The organism is Mesorhizobium sp. M1E.F.Ca.ET.045.02.1.1, assembly GCF_003952485.1.
In the GTDB taxonomy this organism is placed as follows: Bacteria; Pseudomonadota; Alphaproteobacteria; order Rhizobiales; family Rhizobiaceae; genus Mesorhizobium.
This window is the reverse complement of the sequence record NZ_CP034447.1, coordinates 7120092-7142886: the sequence shown is the minus strand read 5'-3', so window position 1 is coordinate 7142886 and position 22795 is coordinate 7120092. Positions and strand designations below refer to the sequence as shown.

The 22795-nt window shown below is 64.8% G+C and carries 23 protein-coding genes; 18 read left to right on the top strand and 5 right to left on the bottom strand.

Annotated features, from left to right (window positions below; genetic code table 11):
- Positions 1-3 precede the first annotated feature (3 nt).
- Positions 4-804: a class I fructose-bisphosphate aldolase gene (locus EJ070_RS35005; protein WP_126095422.1), complete on the bottom strand. Its 801-nt coding sequence runs from the start codon at positions 802-804 to the stop codon at positions 4-6.
- A 162-nt stretch (positions 805-966) separates the two neighbouring features.
- Between EJ070_RS35005 and EJ070_RS35000 the strand changes: the two genes are divergently transcribed.
- Together EJ070_RS35000 and EJ070_RS34995 are read left to right on the top strand one after the other, a co-directional pair.
- Positions 967-1728 carry a DeoR/GlpR family DNA-binding transcription regulator gene (locus EJ070_RS35000; RefSeq protein WP_126095421.1) on the top strand — a complete coding sequence of 254 codons (762 nt, stop codon included), beginning with the start codon at positions 967-969 and terminating at the stop codon, positions 1726-1728.
- A 269-nt stretch (positions 1729-1997) separates the two neighbouring features.
- Entirely contained in the window at positions 1998-3146 is a 1149-nt protein-coding gene (locus tag EJ070_RS34995; protein ID WP_126095420.1) for a Gfo/Idh/MocA family oxidoreductase, read from the top strand.
- Positions 3147-3186: 40 nt separating this feature from the next.
- On the opposite strand, the gene EJ070_RS34990 is transcribed toward EJ070_RS34995, so the two are convergent.
- Positions 3187-4209, bottom strand: a complete 1023-nt coding sequence (locus EJ070_RS34990) for a LacI family DNA-binding transcriptional regulator (RefSeq protein ID WP_126095419.1) — start codon at positions 4207-4209, stop codon at positions 3187-3189.
- 231 nt (positions 4210-4440) lie between these two features.
- Here EJ070_RS34990 and EJ070_RS34985 point away from each other — a divergent pair, with 231 nt between their 5' ends.
- Together EJ070_RS34985 and EJ070_RS34980 are read left to right on the top strand one after the other, a co-directional pair.
- Entirely contained in the window at positions 4441-5388 is a 948-nt protein-coding gene (locus EJ070_RS34985; protein ID WP_126095418.1) for a sugar kinase, read from the top strand.
- Positions 5385-6671 carry a D-tagatose-bisphosphate aldolase, class II, non-catalytic subunit gene (locus EJ070_RS34980; protein WP_126095417.1) on the top strand — a complete coding sequence of 429 codons (1287 nt, stop codon included), beginning with the start codon at positions 5385-5387 and terminating at the stop codon, positions 6669-6671. Before EJ070_RS34985 ends, EJ070_RS34980 begins: the two co-directional genes overlap by 4 nt.
- Here the strand turns inward: EJ070_RS34980 and EJ070_RS34975 are convergent.
- Positions 6668-7207, bottom strand: a complete 540-nt coding sequence (locus EJ070_RS34975) for an Lrp/AsnC family transcriptional regulator (RefSeq protein ID WP_126095416.1) — start codon at positions 7205-7207, stop codon at positions 6668-6670. The genes EJ070_RS34980 and EJ070_RS34975 overlap by 4 nt on opposite strands.
- A 47-nt stretch (positions 7208-7254) precedes the next feature.
- On the opposite strand from EJ070_RS34975, the gene EJ070_RS34970 reads away from it, so the two are divergent.
- Both EJ070_RS34970 and EJ070_RS34965 read left to right on the top strand, forming a co-directional pair.
- Complete coding sequence (locus tag EJ070_RS34970; RefSeq protein ID WP_126095415.1) at positions 7255-8442, top strand: MFS transporter; 1188 nt, start codon at positions 7255-7257, stop codon at positions 8440-8442.
- Between the two features lie 116 nt (positions 8443-8558).
- Positions 8559-8981 (top strand): GNAT family N-acetyltransferase, encoded by a 423-nt coding sequence (locus tag EJ070_RS34965; protein ID WP_126095414.1) that lies wholly within the window; start codon positions 8559-8561, stop codon positions 8979-8981.
- Positions 8982-8984: 3 nt separating this feature from the next.
- Here EJ070_RS34965 and EJ070_RS34960 read toward each other — a convergent pair whose 3' ends face one another.
- Positions 8985-10100, bottom strand: coding sequence for an anhydro-N-acetylmuramic acid kinase (locus tag EJ070_RS34960; protein ID WP_126095413.1), 1116 nt, complete (start codon positions 10098-10100; stop codon positions 8985-8987).
- Positions 10101-10308: 208 nt separating this feature from the next.
- On the opposite strand from EJ070_RS34960, the gene EJ070_RS34955 reads away from it, so the two are divergent.
- The 6 genes from EJ070_RS34955 (at position 10309) to hpaR (ending at position 16088) form a co-directional block, all read left to right on the top strand.
- Complete coding sequence (locus EJ070_RS34955) at positions 10309-10998, top strand: SDR family NAD(P)-dependent oxidoreductase (RefSeq protein WP_126095412.1); 690 nt, start codon at positions 10309-10311, stop codon at positions 10996-10998.
- 186 nt (positions 10999-11184) lie between these two features.
- Complete coding sequence (locus EJ070_RS34950) at positions 11185-12036, top strand: MetQ/NlpA family lipoprotein (RefSeq protein ID WP_126095411.1); 852 nt, start codon at positions 11185-11187, stop codon at positions 12034-12036.
- 91 nt (positions 12037-12127) lie between these two features.
- On the top strand, positions 12128-13225 hold the full coding sequence (locus EJ070_RS34945) for a methionine ABC transporter ATP-binding protein (RefSeq protein ID WP_126095410.1): 1098 nt from the start codon (positions 12128-12130) through the stop codon (positions 13223-13225).
- Positions 13206-13859 (top strand): methionine ABC transporter permease, encoded by a 654-nt coding sequence (locus EJ070_RS34940; RefSeq protein WP_126095409.1) that lies wholly within the window; start codon positions 13206-13208, stop codon positions 13857-13859. The genes EJ070_RS34945 and EJ070_RS34940 overlap by 20 nt, the downstream gene beginning before the upstream one ends.
- A 225-nt stretch (positions 13860-14084) precedes the next feature.
- Entirely contained in the window at positions 14085-15104 is a 1020-nt protein-coding gene (locus tag EJ070_RS34935; protein ID WP_126095408.1) for an isopenicillin N synthase family oxygenase, read from the top strand.
- A gap of 579 nt (positions 15105-15683) precedes the next feature.
- Positions 15684-16088 (top strand): homoprotocatechuate degradation operon regulator HpaR, encoded by a 405-nt coding sequence (gene hpaR, locus EJ070_RS34930; RefSeq protein WP_126095407.1) that lies wholly within the window; start codon positions 15684-15686, stop codon positions 16086-16088.
- A 123-nt stretch (positions 16089-16211) separates the two neighbouring features.
- Here the strand turns inward: hpaR and EJ070_RS34925 are convergent, their stop codons facing one another.
- A complete protein-coding gene (locus EJ070_RS34925) occupies positions 16212-17114 on the bottom strand; it encodes a LysR substrate-binding domain-containing protein (RefSeq protein ID WP_126095406.1) in 903 nt (300 codons plus the stop codon).
- Positions 17115-17216: 102 nt separating this feature from the next.
- Here EJ070_RS34925 and EJ070_RS34920 point away from each other — a divergent pair, with 102 nt between their 5' ends.
- From EJ070_RS34920 to EJ070_RS34895, 6 genes are all read left to right on the top strand, one after another.
- Positions 17217-18203, top strand: a complete 987-nt coding sequence (locus EJ070_RS34920; protein ID WP_126095405.1) for a zinc-dependent alcohol dehydrogenase family protein — start codon at positions 17217-17219, stop codon at positions 18201-18203.
- 49 nt (positions 18204-18252) lie between these two features.
- Complete coding sequence (locus EJ070_RS34915; protein WP_189350260.1) at positions 18253-18774, top strand: hypothetical protein; 522 nt, start codon at positions 18253-18255, stop codon at positions 18772-18774.
- A gap of 262 nt (positions 18775-19036) precedes the next feature.
- A complete protein-coding gene (locus EJ070_RS34910; protein WP_126095404.1) occupies positions 19037-19687 on the top strand; it encodes a glutathione S-transferase family protein in 651 nt (216 codons plus the stop codon).
- A 192-nt stretch (positions 19688-19879) separates the two neighbouring features.
- Positions 19880-20242, top strand: coding sequence for a hypothetical protein (locus EJ070_RS34905; protein WP_126096033.1), 363 nt, complete (start codon positions 19880-19882; stop codon positions 20240-20242).
- A gap of 173 nt (positions 20243-20415) precedes the next feature.
- Entirely contained in the window at positions 20416-21459 is a 1044-nt protein-coding gene (locus EJ070_RS34900) for a substrate-binding domain-containing protein (protein WP_126095403.1), read from the top strand.
- Positions 21460-21495: 36 nt separating this feature from the next.
- Positions 21496-22767, top strand: coding sequence for an ABC transporter substrate-binding protein (locus EJ070_RS34895; protein WP_126095402.1), 1272 nt, complete (start codon positions 21496-21498; stop codon positions 22765-22767).
- The last annotated feature ends 28 nt before the right edge of the window (positions 22768-22795 follow it).

Sequence of the window (22795 nt, the reverse complement as noted above, 5' to 3'; positions counted from 1 at the left end):
CGGTCAGGCACCCGCCTTCGTCAGCGCTTCCTGCGCCGAAAGGCCGTCATGGATGACGCCCCGGAAGGCAAGCGCAGCCTTCTGCGGATCGCCATGCCCCCAGAGATTGCGGCCCACCACGGCACCGCGCGCGCCGGCACGGATGGCGTCCGCCGTCTGCTGAAGGGCGCCGAGCAGCGTATCGGTCTTCGGACCGCCTGCGATCACAACCGGGACCGGGCAGGTCCGGACGGTCTCCCGGAACGACTCGAAATCGCCCGTGTAGCCTATCTTGATCACGTCGACGCCGGACTCGTAGCCGATGCGCGCCGCATAGGCGATCTCGTCGGGGGTGAAGACGATTTTTGCTCCGTCGGTGAAATCGCGAGGGTAGATATGCGCCACCACCGGCATGCCGTAGCGGGCCGCCGCGTTCACCGAATCGGTCAGCCAGCGAATGTACTTGCCCTCGGTCGCGCCGCGCACCGGAATGGCCACGGCCAACGCATCGGCGCCCGCGCGTACCGCATCCTCGGGCGTTGCTATCAACTCACTGATGCGATCGTCCGGGGTGAAGCAGCCAGCCTGGATCACCAGCGAAGCCTTGCCCGCGTATTGCGGCCACAGATGGCGGGCGGTGCCAGGCTGGATGCTGACGTAGTCGGGTTTGCCCACCATGACGCGCGCGAGCGCGCCCGGCAGGTCGGCAAGACCGCCTTTGCGCACGTCGCCATAGCCGACAAAGTGGTCGACCGCGCCGCCAAAAAGGTTCCCCGATGGATGCGAGAAGAGGCGTGCAAGACGCACCTTGGTTCCCAGGCTCATGAGTGCAAAATTCCCCAATCGTTTGATTTCGAAATCCTGAACTCAGTGTTTCCGAAAGAAATAAGAAATGCAATCTTTCGAAATCTTTCGAATTCGCATATTTTTGGTAAGATGAGCCGAGGCCGTAGCGGTTGCTTGGCGCAGGGAGGCATGGGCAGGGCAATGTTGTCGGAGCAGAGACGCCAATCGATCCTGAGCGAGGTGCAACGCAGCGGACAGGTTCGCACGAAGGACCTGTCAGACGGTTTTGGCGTATCCGAGGTCACGGTACGCTCCGACCTCGAGATACTGGACCGCAAGGGACTGCTGACCAAGACCCGTGGAGGGGCGGTGACCCGGACCACCGATGCAACCACGGCCGCGTTCGCCCGGCGGATGCAAACCAACCTCGATGCAAAGATGCGCATCGCCCGGGCGGCGGTAGACCTGTTCGAGGACAACCAATCGGTCATCTTCGACGGCGGCTCGACATTGATGCAGGTTGCCATGCAGTTACCGCCGCTCAGCAACGTCGTGGTCGCCGCCACGGCCATGAATATCGTGCAGCATCTGATGCATCGTCCCGGACTCGACGTTCACATGATCGGCGGCCGGGTCTATCCCGACACGGTGAGCACGCTGATCACCGATGCTGACACTGCTCTCGGCGGCTTGGTGGCGCATCAGGTCTTTGTTGGAGCGCATGCGATAGACTCGTCACTGGATGTGGTCGACGTGAACGAAGACATGGCGCGAACGAAGCGAAACCTCGTTCGCATGGCCCGGCGCGTCGTCCTGCTTGCGGATTCGAGCAAATGGGGCGTCAGCGGGACCTCCAAGGCATTTTCGCTGTCGGCCGTCGATGTGGTGATCACCGACGATGGCCTGCCCGGTCCGATACGCAGCCAGCTTGAGAGGATCGGGGCCAAGGTGATCTATGCCTGAACCCGTCGCGGTCCTTGGCCGCGACGAAAGGATCCAATGCGCGCATGACCCATGGGCTTGGTGCCGGCCGTCGGCCGTTTTTTCATGTCCGTCATTTTCTCCTCCCGAAGGGCTGGTGGCCTCCGATGCTGCGCCAGCGTTCTCACATGCTCTATAAAAATTTTACGCGCGTCAAGATTTAAAATGCGCTATAGCGAGTCACGAAAATTGTCCGCCGCCATCGCGACGGGCTGTCTCGGTCGCTGCCGCATTGGGAGGTCGGAAGGAAAATGCAAGCAAAATCAGTGGCGAAGCTCGGCATCGGTGTTATCGGGTGCGGTAACATCTCAATGACCTATCTGCGCAATGCGGCACTTTTCACCGGTGTGGAACTGCGTGCTTGTGCCGATATTTCCGCCGACATGGCCACCTTGCGCGCCAAGGAATATGGCATCCGCGCGCTCGGCGTCGATGCGCTGCTGGCCGACCCGGAGGTCGATCTCGTCCTCAACCTCACAATTCCTTCGGCGCATTTCGACATCTCGTTTTCGGCGCTTTCGGCCGGAAAACATGTCTTCACCGAAAAGCCGTTGGCGACGTCTGCCAGCGACGGGCGCCGCCTGGTCGCCGAGGCGGCGAAGCGCGGGCTTGCTCTGGGCTCGGCGCCCGATACTTTCCTTGGCGCTGCCGGACGCCGGGCGCGCCGCCTGATGGACGAGGGCGCCATCGGCCGCGCCGTGACCGGCACCGCCTTCATGATGGGGCGCGGCATGGAGCACTGGCATCCCAACCCGCAATTCTATTACCAGCCGGGCGGCGGTCCCGTCTTCGACATGGGGCCTTATTATCTGACGATGCTGGTCAACCTGCTCGGTCCGGTTGCCCATGTCATGGCGATGGCGACGCGCGGCCAAGAGGAGCGCCTGATCACCGCTGACGGCCCTTACAAGAACACCAGCTTCAGGGTCGGCACGCCGACCAACATTCTGTCGCTGCTCGAATTCCGCTCCGGCGCCACTGTCACCTTCGGCGCCTCCTGGGACGTCTTCAGGCATTCCAATCATCCGATCGAACTGCACGGCACGGAAGGCTCGCTCAGGCTGCCCGACCCCGACACGTTTGGCGGCACCGTCTCGCTTTCGGCGCGCGGCGCAGATTGGAGGGATTTCGCGAGCGAGAGTGAACTCTATGGCGCGCGCAACTGGCCCTATGCCGCGCCCGACCGCGCCAACTACCGCATGCTCGGCGTCGCCGACCTCGCGCGGTCGCTGTCGGAAGGCAGGAGACCGCGCGCGTCCGGCGAGCTTGCACTGCATGTGCTGGAGATCATGGAAGCGATCCTCGCTTCGGGTGAGAGCCAAAATTCCGCCGCGGTCGTCGGCACCGTCGACCAGCCGCCGCTGCTTAGCGAGGACGAAGCGGCGAGACTGCTTGCCTGAGGCACTCGTCGAGCGGAATCCGATGGGCTTTTGGCAGTCTTCAGGCCGACTGGCGCATCACCAGCGTCGCGTCGAGGTTGACCTTCGGCGCGACGGTCGTGCCGTCCTCGTCGAGCAGGGTAAGCAGCGTCTCGACGCTGCGGCCGGCCATGGCGGCGAAATCCTGCGCCATGGTGGTGAGCGCCGGGCAGGTGTAACGGCTGAGCGGATGGTCGTCGTGGGCTGCGACGCGCAGGTCGCAATCCGCCTTGCGGCCCACCTTCAGCCCTTTGGAGTAGGCGGCCGCCATCACGCCGAAGGCGAGACGGTCATTGGCGCAGAGGATGGTCTTGCCCGGCAGGCCGCCATTGTCGAGCAGCTTCTCCGTCTGCTCATAGCCGATCCGTTCAAAGTCCCATGTGTAGTCCTCGATGTTGCCGAACACGACGGGTTCCTGTCCGAGCCGGCGCATGGCAGCGATGTAGTTCTCCACCCGCTCGCGCGAATTGTGGTTGACATGGGGGATGTCGAAATAGACCGGGGCGTCGCCCGAGCGGCAAAGATAATCGACGATTGTCGACACGCTCTGCACGTTGTTGTTGCCGACGAAAGGCGTGTCGCCTTCGAGATAGGTGTCGAAATAGACGATCGGGATCGCTTGCGTCAGCTTCTCGATCGCCTTCGGGTCCGAGCGCCGGCCAAGCGGGGCGACGAGCGCGCCGGAGACTTTCAGCGACAGGATGGTCCGCGTCGCCTCGGCCTCGAGTTCGCTCGATCCATGCGAGGAGATGACGATCGGCCAGTAACCCTCGTCACGCAGCCTGAGCTCGATGCGGCTGACCATCTCGGAATAGAAGGGGTCGGTCACCGTCGGCACGACGATGCCGATGCTGCGGGTGCGCTTGCGGTTGAGATTGCGGGCGAAGAGATTCGGCTGGTAGTCGGACGAGCGAAGCGCGTCCTCGATGCGCTTGCGCGTCGCCGGCTTGACGCTGGTCGGGTCGTCGAAAAATTTCGACAGTGTCGGCCTGGAGACGCCGCAGGAACGGGCGAAATCCTCCATCGTCTTGTGCGTCATCGGCATCCAAACCCTCGCGACATGGATATCCCACCACTGGTCCCATGCGCTGCCCCGGCGCTACATAGGGCGCACCGGCGCGCGACTGCAAGTTGAAACTTTACAGGAAGCTTTGCAAGTTTCAACGCGGAGGGAGAAATTATTGCATGCGTAAATTTATTAATTGACGTTGAAAAGAGCAGGCCGTATCCACTTTTCAGGGAATACGCCGTGCACGGCGAGAGCCGGGAGGACGTGATGAAGAAGCTGGTCTCAGCCGGCGAGATTCTCGTCGAGATCATGGCCGAACGGATCGGCCAGAGCTTCCTCGAGCCAGGGCCGCTGGTCGGGCCTTTCCCGTCCGGCGCGCCGGCCATCTTCATCGGCCAGGCGGCGGCGCTCGGTCAGCCCGCCGCTCTCATCGGCGCCGTCGGCAAGGATGATTTCGGCCAGCTCAACATCGACCGGCTGCGTATGCTCGGCGCCGACGTTTCGGCGATCGCCGTCCATGAAGGCCATGCCACGGGCACGGCCTTCGTCACCTACCGCAGCGACGCGTCCAGGCATTTCGTCTTCAACATCCGCAACAGCGCCGCTGGCCTGCTGGCGATGAACGATGCGGCCAAGCGGCTTCTGGTCGGCGCCGACCATGTCCATGTCATGGGTTCCTCGCTGTTTTCCGATCGCGCCACCGAAGTCGCGCTCGCCGCGATCGCGGCGGTGAAGGCCAAGGGCGGCACCGTGTCCTTCGATCCCAACATCCGTCGCGAGATCATGCAGGCTTCCGGCATGCGCGAGGCGCTCGACAAGGTGCTGGCGCAGACCGATGTCTTCCTGCCCAGCGGCAACGAGTTGTTCCTGTTCTCCTCGACCGGTGACGAGCGGGGCGCGGTCGACGAACTCCTTGCACGAGGCATCTCCTGCATCGTCTTGAAGAAAGGCGCCGAGGGCGCCGCTTATCACGACCGCAAGGGCACGGTCGTCATGCCCGGCTTTGCCGTCAAGGAAGTCGACCCGACCGGCGCCGGCGACTGCTTCGGCGCGGCTTTCGTTTCCTTCTGGCTGCGCGGCGCCGCACCCGCCGATGCGTTGCGCATCGCCAATGCCTGCGGCGCGCTCGCCGTCACCCGCAAGGGGCCGATGGAAGGTATTCATCGGCTGGCGGACGTTGAAGCTTTCATCGCGCAGGCAGGATCACGCGCATGACCGGCGCCACGACAAGATTTGCCGGGATCGCCGCTCGGCGCACGGCAGGCGGGAAGGGCGGCATCGCCTCGATCTGTTCGGCGCATCCGCTGGTGATCGAAGCGACGCTCCGTCACGGTGCGGTGCACGGCGCGGATGTGCTGATCGAGGCGACCTGCAATCAGGTCAACCATGAAGGCGGCTATACCGGCATGACGCCGGCTGCTTTCCGCAGCTTCGTCGAGACGCATGCCGCCGGCACGGGCTTTCCGTTCGACCGGCTGATCCTTGGCGGCGACCATCTGGGACCCAATCCGTGGAAGCATCTGCCTGCTGGCGACGCGATGCGGAAAGCCGCGGCGATGATCGACGCCTATGCCGGCGCCGGCTTCACCAAGCTGCATCTCGATACCAGCATGGCCTGCGCCGACGATCCGGTGGCGCTCGCCGATGAAACGATCGCCGCGCGCGCTGCCGACCTTGCGGCGGTCGCCGAGGCCGCGGTCGCCCGCATAGGCGGCCAAAAACCCGTCTATATCATCGGCACCGAAGTGCCGGTTCCGGGCGGTGCGCTGGAAGCGCTCGACCATATGCATGTGACCGAACCCGCCGACGCGCTGCGCACCGTCGAAGTCCACCGCGAGGCCTTTTCCCGCCTCGGCCTCGATGCCGCCTTTTCCCGCGCCATCGGCGTCGTCGTGCAGCCCGGCGTCGAATTCGGCAATGCCGACATCATCGCCTATGCGCCTCCGAAAGCGACGAAGCTGGTGGCGTCGCTGGAGAGCGTGCCGCAATTCGTCTTCGAAGCGCATTCGACCGACTACCAGACAGGGGAGGCGCTCGCCGCGCTTGTGCGTGACGGCTTCGTCATCCTTAAGGTCGGTCCGTGGCTCACTTTCGCGCTGCGCGAAGCGCTCTACGGACTGAGCTACATCGCCGACCAATTGGTGCCCGATCCATCGCGCGAAAGCCTGCCGGTGGCGATGGAGCGCGTCATGCTGGCTTCGCCCGTCAACTGGCAGAAATACTATCCGGGCACACCCGACGGGCAGCGCCTGCAGCGGCATTTCTCCTTCAGCGACCGCATCCGCTACTACTGGCCGTCGCCCGACGCGCAGCACGCGACCGAAGCGCTGCTGGCTGCACTTGGCGATCGGGAGATTCCCCGCCCTCTGATCAGCCAGTATCTGGCGCATCTCGACACCGAGATCGCCGCTGGCCGGATCAAGCCGACCGCTCATGAGCTTCTGGTCGGCAGCGTCACGCGCGTCCTCGACATCTACCGCAACGCCACGAACGCCTAGTAAACCGGCGTCGCCATATGCCGCGGCGTCGGCCACTCGGCCGTGATGTCCGGCTGCACGGGCCGTTCGAGATAGGTCGATAGCACCACATAGCTGCGCGTCGAGACCACGCCCGGCGTCTCGTAGATGCGCGACAGCAGGCCTTCCAGCGCCCGCGTGTCCTCGGTGCGCACCTTGAGCAGCATGCAGGTATCGCCGGCGACGGAATGGATCTCTTCCACTTCCGGGCATTCCGAAATCGCCATCAGCTCCGGCGTCTTGCCCCAGCCCCTGGTGTCGATATGCACGAAGGCCAGCAGCGGCTTCTTCACCGCCTTCGGATCGATGATTGCCGAGGTGGCGCGGATGGCGCCGCTGCGGCGCAGCCGCTTCACCCGTTCATGCGCGGCCGGCGGCGACAGGCCGACGCGATCGCCGAGTTCGGCATAGCTGATGGTCGCGTCGTCGACGAGAACGCCTAATATTTTTCTGTCGATCGGGTCGATCTCGCGAGCAGGTTGCCTGTTCCGCTGAACGTCATCTGTTTCTGCATCCATATCGAAATTCCCATTGATGCTGAATTAAATTCGGCCACTATGACGATATGTCGAACGGCGATCAATCAGCAATTCTGACCGCGGCGCCCCGCGCGCCGATCCCGGCGGCAGCCTATCTGCTCACCGGCTGCATCGCCGTCATCGGCTCCAACTCCCTGGTTCTCGGACCGATCGCGCCCGCCGTCGCGGCGTCGTTCGGGGCCAGCGTGCCGTCGGTGATGACGGCCGCTGCCGCTTTCGGCCTCGGCACCTCGGCCAGCGCGCTCTTCCTCGCCCGCTACATCGACAGGATCGGCGCGCGCCGCATGCTGCAGGGCGCTTTGCTGTTGCTTGCGCTTGCGCTGGTGGCCAGCGCGCTCGCGCCGACAGTGGCGGCGCTGGTCGCGGCCCAGCTCGTGGCCGGCATCGCCGCCGGCGTCGCCATGCCGGCGATCTACGCCAGCTCGGCGGCGATCGCGCCGCCCGGCCGAGAGAGCGGCACGATCGGCGTCGTGCTGACCGGCTGGACACTCTCCATGGTCGCCGGCGTGTCGCTGTCGGCCGTGCTTGCCGATCTCATCCATTGGCGCGCCGTCTTCGCCGCCGTGGCGCTGCTCGCCGGAGCCACCGTCGCAGGCTTGACGATGAGATCGCTGCGCGACGTCAGGAAAATCGGCCCGGCGCTATCGCCGCTGGGCGCCCTAGCTGTGCCTGGGATCGTCCCGTTGCTCATCGCCTGCGGCGCCTTCATGACTGCCTTCTACGGTGTCTATGGCTATCTCGGCGATCATCTGCACAAGAACCTCGGCGAACCCGTCAGCGCCAACGGCCTTGCGGCGATCGCCTATGGCCTCGGCTTTGGCGCTGCCGCATTGCTCGACGGCCTCATCGACCGTCTCGGCGCCCGCCGCGTCATGCCTTTCGCCTATCTGCTGGTCGCCGCCGTCTATGCCGCGATGGCCATGCTGAGCGGCGGCTTCGGTCTGCTGATGGCGACGATTGCCGTCTGGGGTCTTGCCAATCATTTTGGGCTGAATGTCCTGGTCATGCGGCTGACGGCGCTCGACCCTTCGCGGCGCGGCACCATCATGGGCTTGAACAGCGCGGTCACGTATCTTGCGGTTACCGTCGGCACCGCCGGTTTCGGACCGCTCTACACCAGCCTCGGCTTCGCCAACTGCGCCCTGATCGCCGCCTTGTTGATGCTGGTGGCGGCGTCGGCTGCGGCATGGCGTTCGGCTGGCGCCCGGCAATAGGCTTGCGTCTCCGTCAGCTCCTTCTATCTGTTTGACGCAATTCCGGACGGGAAAACCGTTTCACACTGTTCCTGGAATTGCTCTAAGGCTGGCTTCCGAACCGGACCGGAGCCACAATGAAGACGACGCTCGAGATCACCGCCGAGCCCTTGCCACGGGACCTGGCCTTTGTGGGTGAAAACCTTACTGCTTTCAATGACAGCGACGTCGGCGCCTCGGGCCGGAAGACACTCGCCGTCTTCGTGCGCGACGATGCCGGCGCGATCGTTGCCGGCATATCCGGCTACACCGCCTGGGGCTGGCTCTACGTGCAATGGCTCTGGGTCGACGAAAAGATGCGCGGCCGGCGCATCGCCGCCAGCATGCTGGACGCCGCGGAACGGGAGGCCATTACACGCGGTTGCCACGGTGCCTGGATCGACACCTTCAACCCGACCGCCGCCAAGGTCTATGAGCGCCAGGGCTACCGACCGTTCGGCATGCTTCCCGACTTCCCCGTGGGCCGCAGCCGCATCTTCCTGCAGAAGAAATTGCGCTGACGATCAGCCTGCGAGCTTTCCGCCCTGCATCGGCTGCGGCACGCCGGTGGTGCTCGGGAAGCTGATCGGCAGGCCGCGCAGCACGCGCACCGCCAGGAAGGCGAAGCACTCCGCCTCCACCGCATCGCCCTTCCAGCCAAGGGCCTCGGCTTGCACCACTTCGACGCCGGCGCGGCGGCCGAGCATCGCCATCATCGTCGGGTTGCGGCGGCCGCCGCCGCTCACCGCCAGCCGCTTCGGCCTGCGCGGCAACAGGTCGAGCGCCTTGCCGACGGCGGACGTGGTGAAGGCCGTCAGCGTCGCCGCGCCGTCCTCCGCGCCGAGCCCGTCGGCCATCGCTGCCGTGAAATCGAAACGATCGAGCGACTTCGGATAGGGCTTTGTGAGATAGGGATGCTGCAGCAGCCTGGCGAGCCTTGCCTCGTCGACCGTGCCCGCGGCCGCCAGCTTGCCGTCCCGGTCCATCTCGCCGAGACCTTTCGCCTTGATGAAATCGTTGACCGGCGCATTGGCCGGTCCGGTGTCGAAGGCGACGATATTGTCCTTGCCATCCCACCAGGTGATGTTGCCGACGCCGCCGAGATTGAGCACAGCGGTGTCGCCGCTGGCGTCGGCCTCTTTCAGCAGCGCCGCGTGATAGGCGGCGGCTAAAGGCGCGCCTTGCCCGCCGGCCGCCACGTCGGCCGAGCGGAAGTCATAGGCGACCTTGGTGCCGAGCAGCGCCGCCATCAGCTCGCCGTCGCCGAGCTGGCGCGTCCGGCCGATCCGCCCCGGCTGCGGGGCGCGGTGCAGCACCGTCTGGCCGTGGAAGCCGACGACGCCGATATCGGCCATGGTCATGCCCTGGCTCTCGACGAGATCCTTGACCGCGGCCGACTGAGCCCTCGTCAGCGCCTCCTCGGCCCCGCGGAAGATCGCCGGCTCCGGCCCTTCGAAATTCCACGCGCGGGCTTGGCGCAGGGTCTCTTCCAGAAGCGTGCGGATCGATTGCGGGTAGGGGGCTAAAGTGTAGGTGCCGAAGTCGGCGATGCGCTCGCCGTCGGTCTTGATCAGCGCCACGTCGATGTTGCCGTCGAGCACCGTGCCGGTCATCAGGCCGACGGCCCAGATTGGTTCCATGGTCGTTCCTCGAATCGCCGTTGGACCACGTGTCGGACGGATCGCTTCGGCAGGCAAGCCCTTCGCGACAGCCGGCGCTTGCCGCATAGGTCGGCGGCCTTTTTGCGCCAGACACCAGAAATGGAGTAACGCCGTTCTTGCCTCTTGTCGCGTAAGGCGCGAGCTTGTGCGACCATCGGCACCGGCCGAACGTCCAAGGAGGAACGACATGGCAGCCAACGTCGCAGTGATCGCTGGCGCCGGGCAGGGCCTTAGCGCCTCGCTGGCGCGGCTTCTCAGCAAGGAAGGTTTCCGCGTCGTCCTCGCCGCACGCAATGTCGACAAGCTGGCCGCGCTGGTCCAGGAGACTGGCGCCCAGGCGGTCGAGACCGATGTGTCGGATGCAGCCTCCGTCGCACGGTTGTTCGAGGCGGCCGACAAGGCCGGCCCGCTCGAAATTGCCGTATTCAACGCCAGCGGCCGCACGCGCGGCCCGATCGCCGAACTCGACCCCGAGGCGGTCAAGCAGGCCCTGCTGGTCGGCGCCTATGGCGGCTTCCTCGTCGGCCAGCAGGCGGCGCGCCGGCTCATGGCGCGCGGCTCCGGCTCGATCCTGTTCACCGGCGCCACCGCAAGCCTCAAGGGCTTCTCCGGCTCGGCCGGCTTTGCCATGCCGAAATTCGGGCTTCGCGGGCTGGCACAGTCGATGGCGCGCGAGCTTGGTCCGAAGAACATCCATGTCGCGCACTTCATCATCGACGGCCAGATCGAGCCGCCCGGACAGGCGGCCGATCCGGACCGCCCCGATCGTCGCCTGTCACCCGACGCGATCGCCGAAACATACCTTGCGGTCCACCGCCAGCATCGCAGCGCCTGGAGCTTCGAGGTCGAGCTCAGGCCCTGGGTCGAGGCGTTCTGACGATCATTCGGCAACTGCCCGGTAGCTGCCGTTCTCCAAGTCATAAAATCTTTGAGAGAATATTTTCCGCGTTCCGTTAGATAGGAAATGCGCTTCTTTGCCCGCTCGGGCAGCATTGGCGATGCTGATATCAAGGCTTCGCATTCCGCCAGGCCGAAATGATTTCAGGATCGCAAGGAACGCATCATGCCCGAACGCGGAAACGCTTCAAATTCTCTCGTTACGTCAATTAGCAGGCGAGCCGGACTTGCCGCGCTTCTCGCCGCGACATTTGCCGTCATCGGCCTAACCGCGCCGTCGCCGTCCTTCGCCGAGGACAAGAAGGCGATCAAGGTCGGCATCATCAGCGGCGAGGATGAGGATGTCTGGCGCGTCGTCACCACCGAGGCGGCCAAGAAAGGGCTGACGATCGAGACCGTGGTCTTCAACGATTATACCCAGCCCAACGAAGCGCTGGAACGCGGTGAGATCGACGCCAACGCCTTCCAGCACAAGCCCTATCTCGACAACCAGATCAAGACTCAAGGGTATCACATCGTGCCGGTCGGCTATACCGGCGTCTGGCCGATCGGCCTCTACTCGAAAAAGCATGGCAAAGTCGCCGACCTGCCGGAAGGCGCAGTCATCGGCCTGCCGAACGATCCCTCCAATGAGGGCCGCGCGCTGCATGTCCTGGAGCATGAGGGCCTGATCAAGCTGAAGGACGGCACCGGCATCCTGGCCACGACCGCCGACATTGCCGAGAACCCGAAGAAGCTGGAGATCAAGGAACTCGACGCCGGCATCGTCGGCCGTTCGGTCGACGATCTCGACGCGGCCGTGGTCAACACGGACTGGGCCTTGAAAAGCGGTCTCACGCCGGAAAACCGCATCGCGCAGGAGTCGATTGCCGACAATCCCTACCGCAACTTCATCGCGGTCAAGGCCGGCAGCGAGAACGAGCCCTGGGTGAAAACCCTGGTCGCCGCCTATCAGAACGAGACGGTGAAGGCCGAGTTCGACAAGGTCTACAAGGGCACCGGCATCAGCGCCTACTGATCGCCTTCGGCGGCATCTCGATCAAGCCGGCGGTCCGCGTCAAAGCGGACCGCCATCGCATTGCCGGAAGCGGATGGAAACAGGAACAGCGATGAACCAGCATGTCACGGCGCCGGCCGAAACAACGGACCCGGTGCCGGTCGGCGCGGTCCCGGCGGAAGATGTTGTGCGTCTCGTCGACCTCAAGCGTCGCTTCGGCGCGACGGCGGCGCTCGACGGCGTCTCGCTTACGGTGCGGAAGGGCGAGATCCTCGGCATCATCGGCCGCAGCGGCGCCGGCAAGTCAACGCTGATCCGCTGCCTGAACGGCCTGGAGCAGCCGGATTCGGGCGAGGTCTTCATCGAGGGCCGTGAGATCAGCCGCCTCGGTGAGCGTGAATTGCAGCCGCTGCGCCGTCGCATCGGCATGGTCTTCCAGCACTTCAACCTTCTGTCGGCGAAGACCGTCGAGGAAAACGTCGCGCTGCCGCTCAAGATCGAAGGTCGGCCGCACGCCGAGCGCCTGGCGCGCGCCGCCGAACTGCTGCGGCTCGTCGGCCTGTCCGAGAAAGCCAAGGCCTATCCGGCCTCGCTCTCGGGCGGGCAGAAGCAGCGCGTCGGCATTGCCAGGGCACTCGCCGCGCGACCGGCATTGCTGCTGTCCGACGAAGCGACCTCGGCGCTCGATCCGGAGACGACGCGCTCGATCCTCTCATTGCTCAAGGACATCAATTCCAGGCTCGGTCTCACCATCCTGCTCATCACCCATGAGATGGAGGTGATCCGTTCGATCGCCGACCGCGTGGCGGTGATCGACGCCGGCCGGATCGTCGAGGAAGGCGCCGTGTGGCAGGTCTTCGCCAATCCGAAATCAGAGATCACGCGCAGCCTGCTCGGCGCCATCCGGCCGCAACTGCCGCCCGAGATTGCCAACCGGCTGGTCGCCGGCGAGGGCGCGGAAACAATCCTTAAGGTCGATGTAGCCGGCGAAGCGGCGCGTGGTCCGCTGCTGTCCGATCTGAGCGCCAGTGTGCCCGGCCCGATCCGCCTCGTGCATGGCGGCATCGACCATATCCAAGAGCAACCTGTCGGCACGCTGTTCCTCGCCGTTCCCGGCGCCGACGCGGCGCGTCTTGCGCGAACAATCGCATTCCTGAAGGACCGCCACGCGCGGGTGGAGGTGCTTGGCCATGTCGCCAGTCCTGTTTGAGCTTCTCATCCGCTCGATCTGGGAGACGGTCCTGATGACGGGCGCTTCCGGCCTCATTTCGCTGGTGTTCGGCCTGCCGCTTGGGCTGGCGCTGGTCGCCACCGATCGCGGCGGCATTGCCGAAAACCTGTGGGTGAACCGCATCCTCGGCGCTTTGATCAACGGCTTCCGCTCGGTTCCTTTCATCATCCTTCTGGTGGCGCTGATCCCGGTGACGCGGCTGATCGTCGGCACGTCGATCGGCACCTGGGCGGCGATCGTGCCGCTGTCGATCGCTGCAACGCCCTACTATGCCCGCATCGCCGAAGTGTCGCTGCGCGAGGTCGATCACGGCCTGATCGAGGCGGCCCGCGCCATGGGCGGCAACCGCTGGACAATCATCCGCGAGGTGCTGGTGCCGGAAGCGCTGCCCGGCATCGTCGCCGGTTTCACGGTGACGCTGGTGACGCTCGTCGGCGCCTCGGCCATGGCCGGCGCCATCGGCGCCGGCGGTCTCGGCGACCTCGCCATCCGCTACGGCTACCAGCGTTTCGAGACCAGCGTCATGATCGCCGTGGTTGTCGTGCTGATCGTGCTGGTCTGCGGCATCCAGTGGATCGGCGACCGGCTGGTCGCGCGGCTGGATCATCGCTGATGAGCGACACCCGACTAGCGCATCGAACGCAATTTGCCGCAAAAGCCGGGAATTGAGCGGCGGCTTGCTCCGTTTGCAATGAGATTGGTCGGCGCGTTTCTTCACCCGCAGTGACGCGCATGTCATCGTGCGGTGGGGTCACCAGATCAATTCCAGGAAAAATGCACAGCGGTTTTCCGACCGGAATTGCGAAAGACAAAGAGTTGCCGCAAGAGGAGCCTGTCCATGGCCAGAATAATCCCGGTGCTCGATCTCGACCGCCTTGAGCAGGGCGCGTCGGAACTGCGGACTTTCTTGCTTGATCTGCGAACGGCGGCCCGCGATGTCGGCTTCTTCTACCTCAGCGGCCACGGCATAGCGCAGTCCGATATCGACGCGGTGCTCAATGCCGCGCGCCACTTCTTTGCCTTGCCGGAAGCTGACAAGCTCGCCATCGAGATGGTGAAGTCGCCGCAATTCCGCGGCTACACGCGCGCCGGCGGCGAACTGACCAGAGGCAAGGCCGACTGGCGCGAGCAGCTCGATATCGGCGTCGAGCGCACGACCATCACGCAAAGGCCGGGCGTGCCGGCCTGGACGCGGCTGCAGGGCCCGAACCAGTGGCCTTCGGCGCTGCCCGAGCTGAAGCCGGCGCTGCTTGCCTGGCAGGCGAAGGCGACGGAGGTCGCGATCCGCCTGCTCAAGGCCTTCGCGCTCTCGCTCGACCAGCCGGAAGACGCCTTCGATCCGATCTATCGCGGCGAGCCCAACCATCGCATGAAGATCGTGCGCTATCCCGGGCGCGACACCACCGCCGACGACCAGGGCGTCGGCGCGCACAAGGACGGCGGCTTCCTCACCCTTCTGCTGCAGGACGAGAACAAGGGGCTGCAGGTCGAATATGACGGCAGCTGGGTGAATGTGGATCCGATTCCGCGGACGCTCGTGGTCAACATCGGCGAGCTGCTCGAACTTGCCTCGAATGGGTATCTCAGGGCAACCGTGCACCGTGTCGTCACGCCGCCGGCCGGTGTCGAACGCATCTCGGTGCCGTTCTTCTTCGGCGCTCGCCTCGACGCGACGATCCCGCTGCTCGACCTGCCGGAGGAATTGGCGGCCGAGGCGCGCGGTCCGGCCAGCGATCCCGACAATCCGCTGTTCCGCAACGTCGGAACCAATGTGCTGAAAAGTCGGCTGAGATCGCACCCCGACGTGGCGCGGCGGCACTATGCAGATCTGCTGGAAAAGGCGGCGACAGCCGGCTGAGGTTTCGCGGCTGCCTGAGCGAGATTTTTTCGCATTTTGGACAGTTTTTGGAATTCTGTTCGTCGCAAACCGGCCGGCTGAAGCCCAAATAACGGGTATCGTCCGGTGTTTTCCTCCCATTGCGCCGGGCGATGTTCCCCTCTGAAGGTTATGACCTTCATTCTTTGGCCGGGCCGCTTTCGCGCCCGGCCTTTTTCTTTGGCGCAAGGACATCGCACTGCGGCTACCATCCCGCAATTGCGCAAAAGAAGAGAAGATTGGCGGGGGGCAAGCGAAGGCGATGCGGATCGCACCAAAAAAGGTCCGAAATCCGAAGCGATCTGGTCGTCGTGTCGGCATTCGACCGGCCCGATGAAGGAGCCCGACATCTTATAATTAACATGTAAATTAGGTCTTGACGCGGAATGCCAAGCATCGTTTTTTAAGCCAATGCCTGCTTCCGTGGACGGGATTGCCGCTCTCGGCAAGGCCGCGGATAGAGCTGCGATATGAGCCTTAATATTTTGCCGCAAGTTGTATTGTATTGGATTTCTCGGAGACCTGAATTTGCTGCCGTCCAACCCCCGCCGCTCTTTGCCGATGGCTCTTCTGCGCGCTCGCGAAGTGATCATGGCGCATTTTCGGCCGATGCTTGTCCGCCACGACATCACCGAGCAGCAATGGCGCGTGCTGCGCGTTCTCGCCGAAACCGGGCCGCTGGAAGCGACCGAACTCGCCAACCGCGCCTCGATCCTGCCGCCCAGCCTCACCCGCATCATCAGAGCGATGGAGGAGCGGGCATTCATTACCCGCAACAAGGTCAAGGATGACGGCCGCCGCGCCCTGCTCGCCATCAGCCCGGCCGGCGTGGCGCTGGTCGAAGAACTGGCGCCCGAGCGCTTCGCTATCTACGAGGCGATCGAGAAGCGCTACGGCGCCGAAGAGCACGCGCGCCTGCTGGATATGCTGGAAAACCTGATCCAGTCGGAGTCGACCGAGAGCTGAGGGGCCGAACCTCGTCCGGCCGGGGGCGGGTCACCTGCGACGCGCTCCAGCTTCTTCGGATGCTGTTCCCGCCGAAGGCTGGCGCGGCCGGTCTAATTGCAAAGCCTGAAATCGGCGTAAGAGCTAAGCCATGAATCGCGGCAGCCCTGCCGCCAGCGCATCGACCGCCAGCCGCACCTTCAGCGGCAGATGCGGCGTTTGCAGCCAGAGCGCGTGGCAGTCGTAGAGATAGTCCGCCTGGTCCTGCAGCAGCCGCACCAGCGCGCCGGCTTCGATGCGTCGGCGCACCAGCCAGTGCGGAAGCCAGGCAAGACCCATGCCGTCGGTCGCAGCATCGGCAATCGCGTCGAGGTCGTCGAGCCGTAGCCGGCCGGCAGGTGCGATCTCGGTCACGGAACCGTCGTCGCGCGGGAACAGCCATGGCTGCAACACCTGGCCGAGCCGCCGGTAGATGATCGCCTGATGATCGGCAATGTCCTCCAGGCCAAGCGGCCGGCCGAACCTCTCGATGTATGACGGCGAAGCACAGACGATCATGCGCTGACGCGCGACGCGGCGAGCGATGATGCCGGCCCTGTCGTCGAGCGTACCGGTGCGGATCGCCAGATCGAAGTTGTCCTCGACGAGGTCGGCGAAGCGGTCGCTGAGCGACAGGTCCAACTCCAGCGTCGGATACCGGCGCGCGAGCTCGAGCAGGACCGGCGTGACGCAGTGGCGGCCGAAATGCGCTGGCATCGTCACGCGCAGTTTGCCGTGCGGCTCCGACAACTGGTTGGCCGCCAGCGCATCCGCGGCCTCCACCTCCGCCAGCACGATGCGGCAGCGCTCGTAATAGGCGCGGCCGAAATCGGTCAGGCTCTGCCGGCGCGTCGTGCGGTTGAGAAGCCGGACGCCCAGGCGCTCCTCGAGGAAGCGGACATGCTTGCCGACCATCGGGCCCGACAGGTCGAGCGCCGCCGCGGCGGCCGCGAACGAGCCGAGATCGACAGCCCTGACGAACACCTCCATGCTTTCGAGGCGATCCATATCCCAAACCAACTGTTTCGACTGTTCTGCTTGAAGACCGATTTATCGCCATAAAGGGCGCCCGCATAGTCAACTCCGTCATTTTGATTTGGAGTTGAATGGATGGCGCGAATTGTTCGCTTTCACTGTCACGGCGGTCCCGAGGTGCTGCGCATCGAGGATGTCGAGGTGCCGCCGCCTGGTCCGGGTGAGCTGCGGATCCGCGTCAAGGCGTTGGGACTGAACCGCGCCGAGGCCCTGATGCGCAAGGGCGCCTATATCGAGACGCCGGCGCTGCCGTCTGGCCTCGGCCTCGAGGCGGCGGGCATCGTCGAGGCGGTTGGCGAGGGCGTCGATGGTCTTGCGCCGGGCGATGCGGTCAGCATCATCCCGCCGCGCTCGATGGCGCGCTGGCCGGCCTATGGCGAGCTCGTCACGTTTCCGGCGGAACTCGTCGTCAAGCATCCGCCATCGCTTGGCTTCGAAGCCGCCGCCGCGACATGGATGCAGTATCTCACCGCCTATGGCGCGCTGGTCGACATCGCCCGTCTCGGCCGCGGCGAGCCCATCGTGATCACCGCCGCGTCAAGCAGCGTCGGGCTGGCCGCGATCCAGATCGCCAACAGCATCGGCGCCGCGCCGATTGCCGTGACGCGGACGTCGGCCAAGAAGAGCGCTCTGCTCGATGCCGGCGCCGACTATGTCGTGGCCTCGCAGGAGGAGGACCTCGAAGCGCGGCTGAAGGAGATAGCGCCGCAGGGCGTGCGCGTCGTCCTCGATGCGGTAGGTGGTCCGATCTTCACGTCGTTGACGGCGGCGATGTCGCGCGGCGGCATGCTCCTTGAATATGGCGGCCTGAGCCCCGAGCCGACGCCGTTCCCGCTCTTCGAGGTGCTGGCCAAGACGCTGACGCTGCGCGGCTACCTCGTCCACGAAATCACCGGCGATCCAGCGCGGTTGGAAGCGGCCAAGCGCTTCATTTTGGGCGGCCTCGCGGCTGGCGCGCTGAAGCCGGTGATCGCGAGGACCTTCCCGTTCGACGAAATCGTCGAGGCGCACCGCTTCCTCGAATCCGGCGAGCAGTTCGGCAAGGTCGTGGTGACGGTTTGAAGCCTGCGAAGGATTTGAGCTAAGCTTCGCCGCGCTGGAGGCACATTTCATGGCCGAACGTACGGGTCGAGGAGAAAGCAACGGAGCTGTCGCAAGCGGTCTTGCCGACGACGATCCTCGTCTTGGGCTCATCTACCAGGAGGCGGTGAGAGGTCTCACTCATCAGCAGAGCGTCGTGGAGAATATGAATACCCGCGCCGGCAGCCTTATCTTCGCCACCGCATTCGCAAACTCGTTGCTCGGCGGTGCGGCCCTTTCCGACGGGCTTGGGCTTTGGGACTGGATCGCGGTGGCACTGCTGTTCGGCATCGGCGGGCTGATCGTCTTCATGCTTTGGCCCTATCACCAATACGCATTCCGCTTCGATCCGGAAGAACTGCTCGATCAATATGTCGATGGCGACAGGCCGGCAACGATGTCGGCCATGCGCCGCGCGCTTGCCCTGCGCATCAAGGCGGACATGGCCAGCAACTGGCGGATTATCCAGCGGCTGCGGGTGGCGTTGCAGATCGCGCTGTTCTTTCTGTTGCTCGATATCCTGGCCTGGCTCTTCGCGATTGCCGCCGTTTGATCCGGAGCCGGCGTCATCGGCCCATGGTTCCTGCCGCCGGGCTGATCTCCGATGGTAAGTGCGAAAGGTTTCGGGTTGTCGGTGGCGCCCGCACGCCGAAGGCTCGGACCGTGAAAATCCCACGGTCAAAGAAAACGAGGGGAGTTGTCGGGCGCCGCGGCGGTCGTTCGTCCTTGCGTGCAAAGCGCAAGAACCTGAATAGCTGAAAGATCGTCGCAATCATGCACATCACGCTCGCCAGTCATGCACCCGGAGATCGCCAGTGACTCCCACCATCACCGCCTTCGAGCGGTCGCCCGACGGCGGCAGGGGACAGGCACGCGACATGCGCGTTCGCTGGGCGCTCGAGGAAGTCGGCCAGCCATACGACGTCCGTCTCCTCTCGTTGAGCGCCATGAAGCAACCCGCGCATCTTGCGATCAATCCATTCGGCCAGATTCCGACCTATGAGGAAGGCGATCTCTGCCTGTTCGAGTCCGGGTCGATCGTGCTCCATATCGCGGAACGGCATGCGGGCCTGCTGCCTGAGAACGCAAACGCCCGGGCACGTGCCATCACCTGGATGTTTGCTGCGCTCAGCACGATCGAGCCGCCGATCCTGGAACGCGAAACCGCCGTGCTCCTCGAGCGCGACGCGCCGTGGCACGCTGAACGCCTGCCCATAGTCGAGGATCGCATACGCAAGCGGCTCGGCGAACTTTCCCGTCACCTTGGCGATGCCGACTGGCTCGACGGTGCCTTCAGCGCCGGCGACCTGGTCATGGTCGGCGTGCTGCGCCGGCTGAACAGATCGGGGCTGCTGGGCGAATTTCCGAACCTCGCCGCCTATGTCGCCCGCGCCGAAGCGAGGCCGGCGTTCAGGCGGGCGTTCGATGCGCAGTTGGCGGTTGCCAGGGCTGCGTCGGGTGGGTGACGAGGCGGCTGTCTCGATGCGGCGGCGACGTCGGCAATATGCCGATCTCCGCCGTTCCGCCGGCCTCTCCGTCCTCCAGAGGCGGACGTCTCGACCCGATGCAGATAGGCGGCGGGCACTTCTGCGGAGTGACTTCGGCCGGTAGGGGCTCTAAACTTGAATGCCTTTCTGCCGTCACATAGAGCGCGCCGCATGCCCCGCTTTCTCGCCGTCTACACCATGAAACCCGAAGACCTCGCCCGCTTTCGCAGCCTGCCCAAGCCCGAGCAGGACGCGATCGACGCCGTCGGGTTAAAGCGGTGGGCGGACTGGGAGGAGAGGAACGCCGCATCGTTCCCCGATCGTGGCGGCATGGTCGGCAAGACGATGCGCGTAACCAAGGACGGCATCGCCCGCGCTGTGAACCCCTTCTGCGGCTACATCGTCGTTGAGGCCGAAACCATCGAGGCCGCCGCCCGCCTCTTCGAGAACCATCCGCATTTCTCTGTCTTTCCAGGAGACGGCGTGGACATCATGCCCTTCCTCACCGACCCCGGCGCCCTGACCTCCGCCTGAGTCGCTTTGCCTTTCAATGCACCACCGCTGAAAGGCGTGCGGCCGGATGGTTTCGGACGCGGCAGCTTTGGCGATCCTGACGTCGCAGCTCGCTTTGCGCAAAAATTTAAAACGTTTGCAATTCCAAAAAAGGTGATTACAAACGTTTCAACATCGCGTTCAGGGAGGAACGATTGCCGGCCCGCGTCACCACGCTGAAGGAGCTTGCCGCAAGCCTCGGCCTGTCGATCACGACGGTGTCGCGGGCGCTTGCCGGCCATCAGCAGATCGCCCTGAAGACGCGCGAGCGCGTCGCCCAGGCGGCGCGTCAGGCCGGCTATGTGCCCAACACCGCGGCGCGCACGCTGGTTTCCGGGCGCAGCGGTTTCGTCGGTCTGGTGCTGCCGATCCGCGGGCCCAATCTGGTCGATTCCTTCCTCGGCGAATTCGTCACCGGGCTCGGCGAGGGCCTGGTGTCGCATGGCGCCGATCTCATCCTCGCCACCGCGGCGCAAGACCAGGCCGAGATCGCGGTATTGCGCCATGTCGTCGAATCCGGGCGCGCCGATGGCGTCGTCGTCACCCGTATTGCCGAGGTCGACGAGCGGCTCGCCTATCTGCGCCGGCGCGGCTTTCCCTTCGTCGCCCACGGCCGGCAACTCGACAGCGACTTTGCCTACAACTGGCTCGACACCGACGGCGCGCATGCTTTCGGCGAAGCCTTCGACATGCTCTACGATCTCGGCCATCGCCATTTCGGCCTGGTGACGATTTCCGAGCCGATGACCTTCCGACATCTGAGGCAGGACGGTCTTGCCGCCGCGATTGCGCGTCGCGGCGATCCGTCGGTGCGGCTCGACGTGGGCACTGCCCCGCGCTTCGACCGCGGCGCCCGCATCCAGGCCGTCAACCGGATGCTGCACGGGCCTGAGCGTCCGACCGCCATCGTCGCCCTGTTCGACGAGCTTGCGCTGACCGTGATGGAAGAGGCGTCACGCGCCGGGCTCACGGTGCCGCGCGACCTCTCGGTCATCGGCTTCGACAATGTCCTGGCCTCGGCCTATGCGCCTCCGGGCCTCACCACTTTCGACGCCTCGATCCGCCAGTGCGCGCGCGAGATCGCCGACATGCTGCTCACCGTTATCGCCGACAGACCGGCTGAGCCGCTGACGCGGCTGATCCGGCCGACGCTGGTGCCGAGGGCGAGCCATGGACCCGCGCCGAGAACAAGAAGCTGATGCCGCCATGACGGCGCCTATAGAGGGAGGAAGAGCATGAAGACGATGTTGAAAAGACTGGCGGGTGCCGCGCTGGCCTTGTCGCTTGCCGCCGGCGCCGCCCAGGCCCAGCAGGTGCTGTTCTGGTCGACCCAGGCGCGCCCGGTCGAGGAAACGCAGAAGATGCGCGACCAGGTGCTGAAAGGCTTCGACGGTCCCGTCGACTATCAGGTCGCCGAGGACGGCCCCTGGCTCACCCGCCTGCAGGCTGAGTTGCAGACAGGCTCCGGCACCATCGGCCTGCTCGGCGGCCTGCACGGCGATTTCTCCACCGTCGGCGCCAGCCTTGTCGATCTCTCCGCCGTCGATGTCGGAGGGGTCAAGGTGAACGAGGCCTACAAGAAGCTCGGCATGCTCGGCACCGGCGAGCAGAAATATATGCCCTGGATGCAGGCAACCTTTCTGATGGCGGCCAACAAGCAGGCGCTGCAATATCTGCCGTCGGGTGTCGATCTCAACGCCATCACCTACGACCAGCTTATCGAATGGTCGAAGACTATCGCCGAAAAGACCGGCTCGCCGAAATTCGGCTTCCCGGCCGGCCCGAAGGGGCTGAAGCACCGCTTCTTCGAGGGGTTCCTCTATCCGTCCTACACCGGCTCGATGGTCACCAAATTCCGCTCGGCCGAGGCCGAGACCGCCTGGAACAAGTTCAAGGAGCTGTGGCAGTACACCAACCCGAACTCGACCAATTACGCCTTCATGCAGGAGCCGCTGCTGTCGGGTGAAGTCTGGGTGGCGTTCGACCATGTCGCGCGCCTTGCCGATGCCTTCAACCAGAAGCCCGACGACTTCGTCGCCTTCCCGGCGCCGGCCGGCCCCGCCGGCCGTGGCTTCATGCCGGTGGTGGCCGGCGTCGCCATTCCCAAGACCTCGCCGAATGCGGACAAGGCCAAGGCCCTGGTCGCCTACATGCTGAAGCCGGAAACGCAGATCGCGACGCTGAAGGCGACCAATTTCTTCCCCGTCGTCGACGTCAAGCTGCCCGACGATGTGCCGGCCTCGGTGAAGGCCTTCGCGCCGGTCATCGCCACCATGACCAGCGCCCCGGATGCGTTGCCGGCACTACCGCCGATGAGGCTCGGCGATCTCGGCGGCAAGTTCAACCAGGTCTACACCGACAGTTTCGAGCGCATCGTGCTCGGCGGCGAGGATGTGCACGGCGTGCTCGAAGAGCAGGCGGCGACGCTCAAGGCGATCCTCGACCAGGCGAAGGCGCCGTGCTGGGCGCCCGACAAGCCGTCCGAAGGGGCTTGTCCAGTCGAATAGGATCCTCCCGAGGGGGCGCCCGGAGTTT

Coding starts and splice junctions, on each gene's coding strand:
- EJ070_RS35005 (WP_126095422.1), bottom strand. CDS start 804: ATGAGCCTGGGAACCAAGGTGCGTCTTGCACGCCTCTTCTCGCATCCA.
- EJ070_RS35000 (WP_126095421.1), top strand. CDS start 967: ATGTTGTCGGAGCAGAGACGCCAATCGATCCTGAGCGAGGTGCAACGC.
- EJ070_RS34995 (WP_126095420.1), top strand. CDS start 1,998: ATGCAAGCAAAATCAGTGGCGAAGCTCGGCATCGGTGTTATCGGGTGC.
- EJ070_RS34990 (WP_126095419.1), bottom strand. CDS start 4,209: ATGCCGATGACGCACAAGACGATGGAGGATTTCGCCCGTTCCTGCGGC.
- EJ070_RS34985 (WP_126095418.1), top strand. CDS start 4,441: ATGAAGAAGCTGGTCTCAGCCGGCGAGATTCTCGTCGAGATCATGGCC.
- EJ070_RS34980 (WP_126095417.1), top strand. CDS start 5,385: ATGACCGGCGCCACGACAAGATTTGCCGGGATCGCCGCTCGGCGCACG.
- EJ070_RS34975 (WP_126095416.1), bottom strand. CDS start 7,207: ATGGATGCAGAAACAGATGACGTTCAGCGGAACAGGCAACCTGCTCGC.
- EJ070_RS34970 (WP_126095415.1), top strand. CDS start 7,255: ATGTCGAACGGCGATCAATCAGCAATTCTGACCGCGGCGCCCCGCGCG.
- EJ070_RS34965 (WP_126095414.1), top strand. CDS start 8,559: ATGAAGACGACGCTCGAGATCACCGCCGAGCCCTTGCCACGGGACCTG.
- EJ070_RS34960 (WP_126095413.1), bottom strand. CDS start 10,100: ATGGAACCAATCTGGGCCGTCGGCCTGATGACCGGCACGGTGCTCGAC.
- EJ070_RS34955 (WP_126095412.1), top strand. CDS start 10,309: ATGGCAGCCAACGTCGCAGTGATCGCTGGCGCCGGGCAGGGCCTTAGC.
- EJ070_RS34950 (WP_126095411.1), top strand. CDS start 11,185: ATGCCCGAACGCGGAAACGCTTCAAATTCTCTCGTTACGTCAATTAGC.
- EJ070_RS34945 (WP_126095410.1), top strand. CDS start 12,128: ATGAACCAGCATGTCACGGCGCCGGCCGAAACAACGGACCCGGTGCCG.
- EJ070_RS34940 (WP_126095409.1), top strand. CDS start 13,206: ATGTCGCCAGTCCTGTTTGAGCTTCTCATCCGCTCGATCTGGGAGACG.
- EJ070_RS34935 (WP_126095408.1), top strand. CDS start 14,085: ATGGCCAGAATAATCCCGGTGCTCGATCTCGACCGCCTTGAGCAGGGC.
- hpaR (WP_126095407.1), top strand. CDS start 15,684: ATGGCTCTTCTGCGCGCTCGCGAAGTGATCATGGCGCATTTTCGGCCG.
- EJ070_RS34925 (WP_126095406.1), bottom strand. CDS start 17,114: ATGGATCGCCTCGAAAGCATGGAGGTGTTCGTCAGGGCTGTCGATCTC.
- EJ070_RS34920 (WP_126095405.1), top strand. CDS start 17,217: ATGGCGCGAATTGTTCGCTTTCACTGTCACGGCGGTCCCGAGGTGCTG.
- EJ070_RS34915 (WP_189350260.1), top strand. CDS start 18,253: ATGGCCGAACGTACGGGTCGAGGAGAAAGCAACGGAGCTGTCGCAAGC.
- EJ070_RS34905 (WP_126096033.1), top strand. CDS start 19,880: ATGCCCCGCTTTCTCGCCGTCTACACCATGAAACCCGAAGACCTCGCC.
- EJ070_RS34895 (WP_126095402.1), top strand. CDS start 21,496: ATGAAGACGATGTTGAAAAGACTGGCGGGTGCCGCGCTGGCCTTGTCG.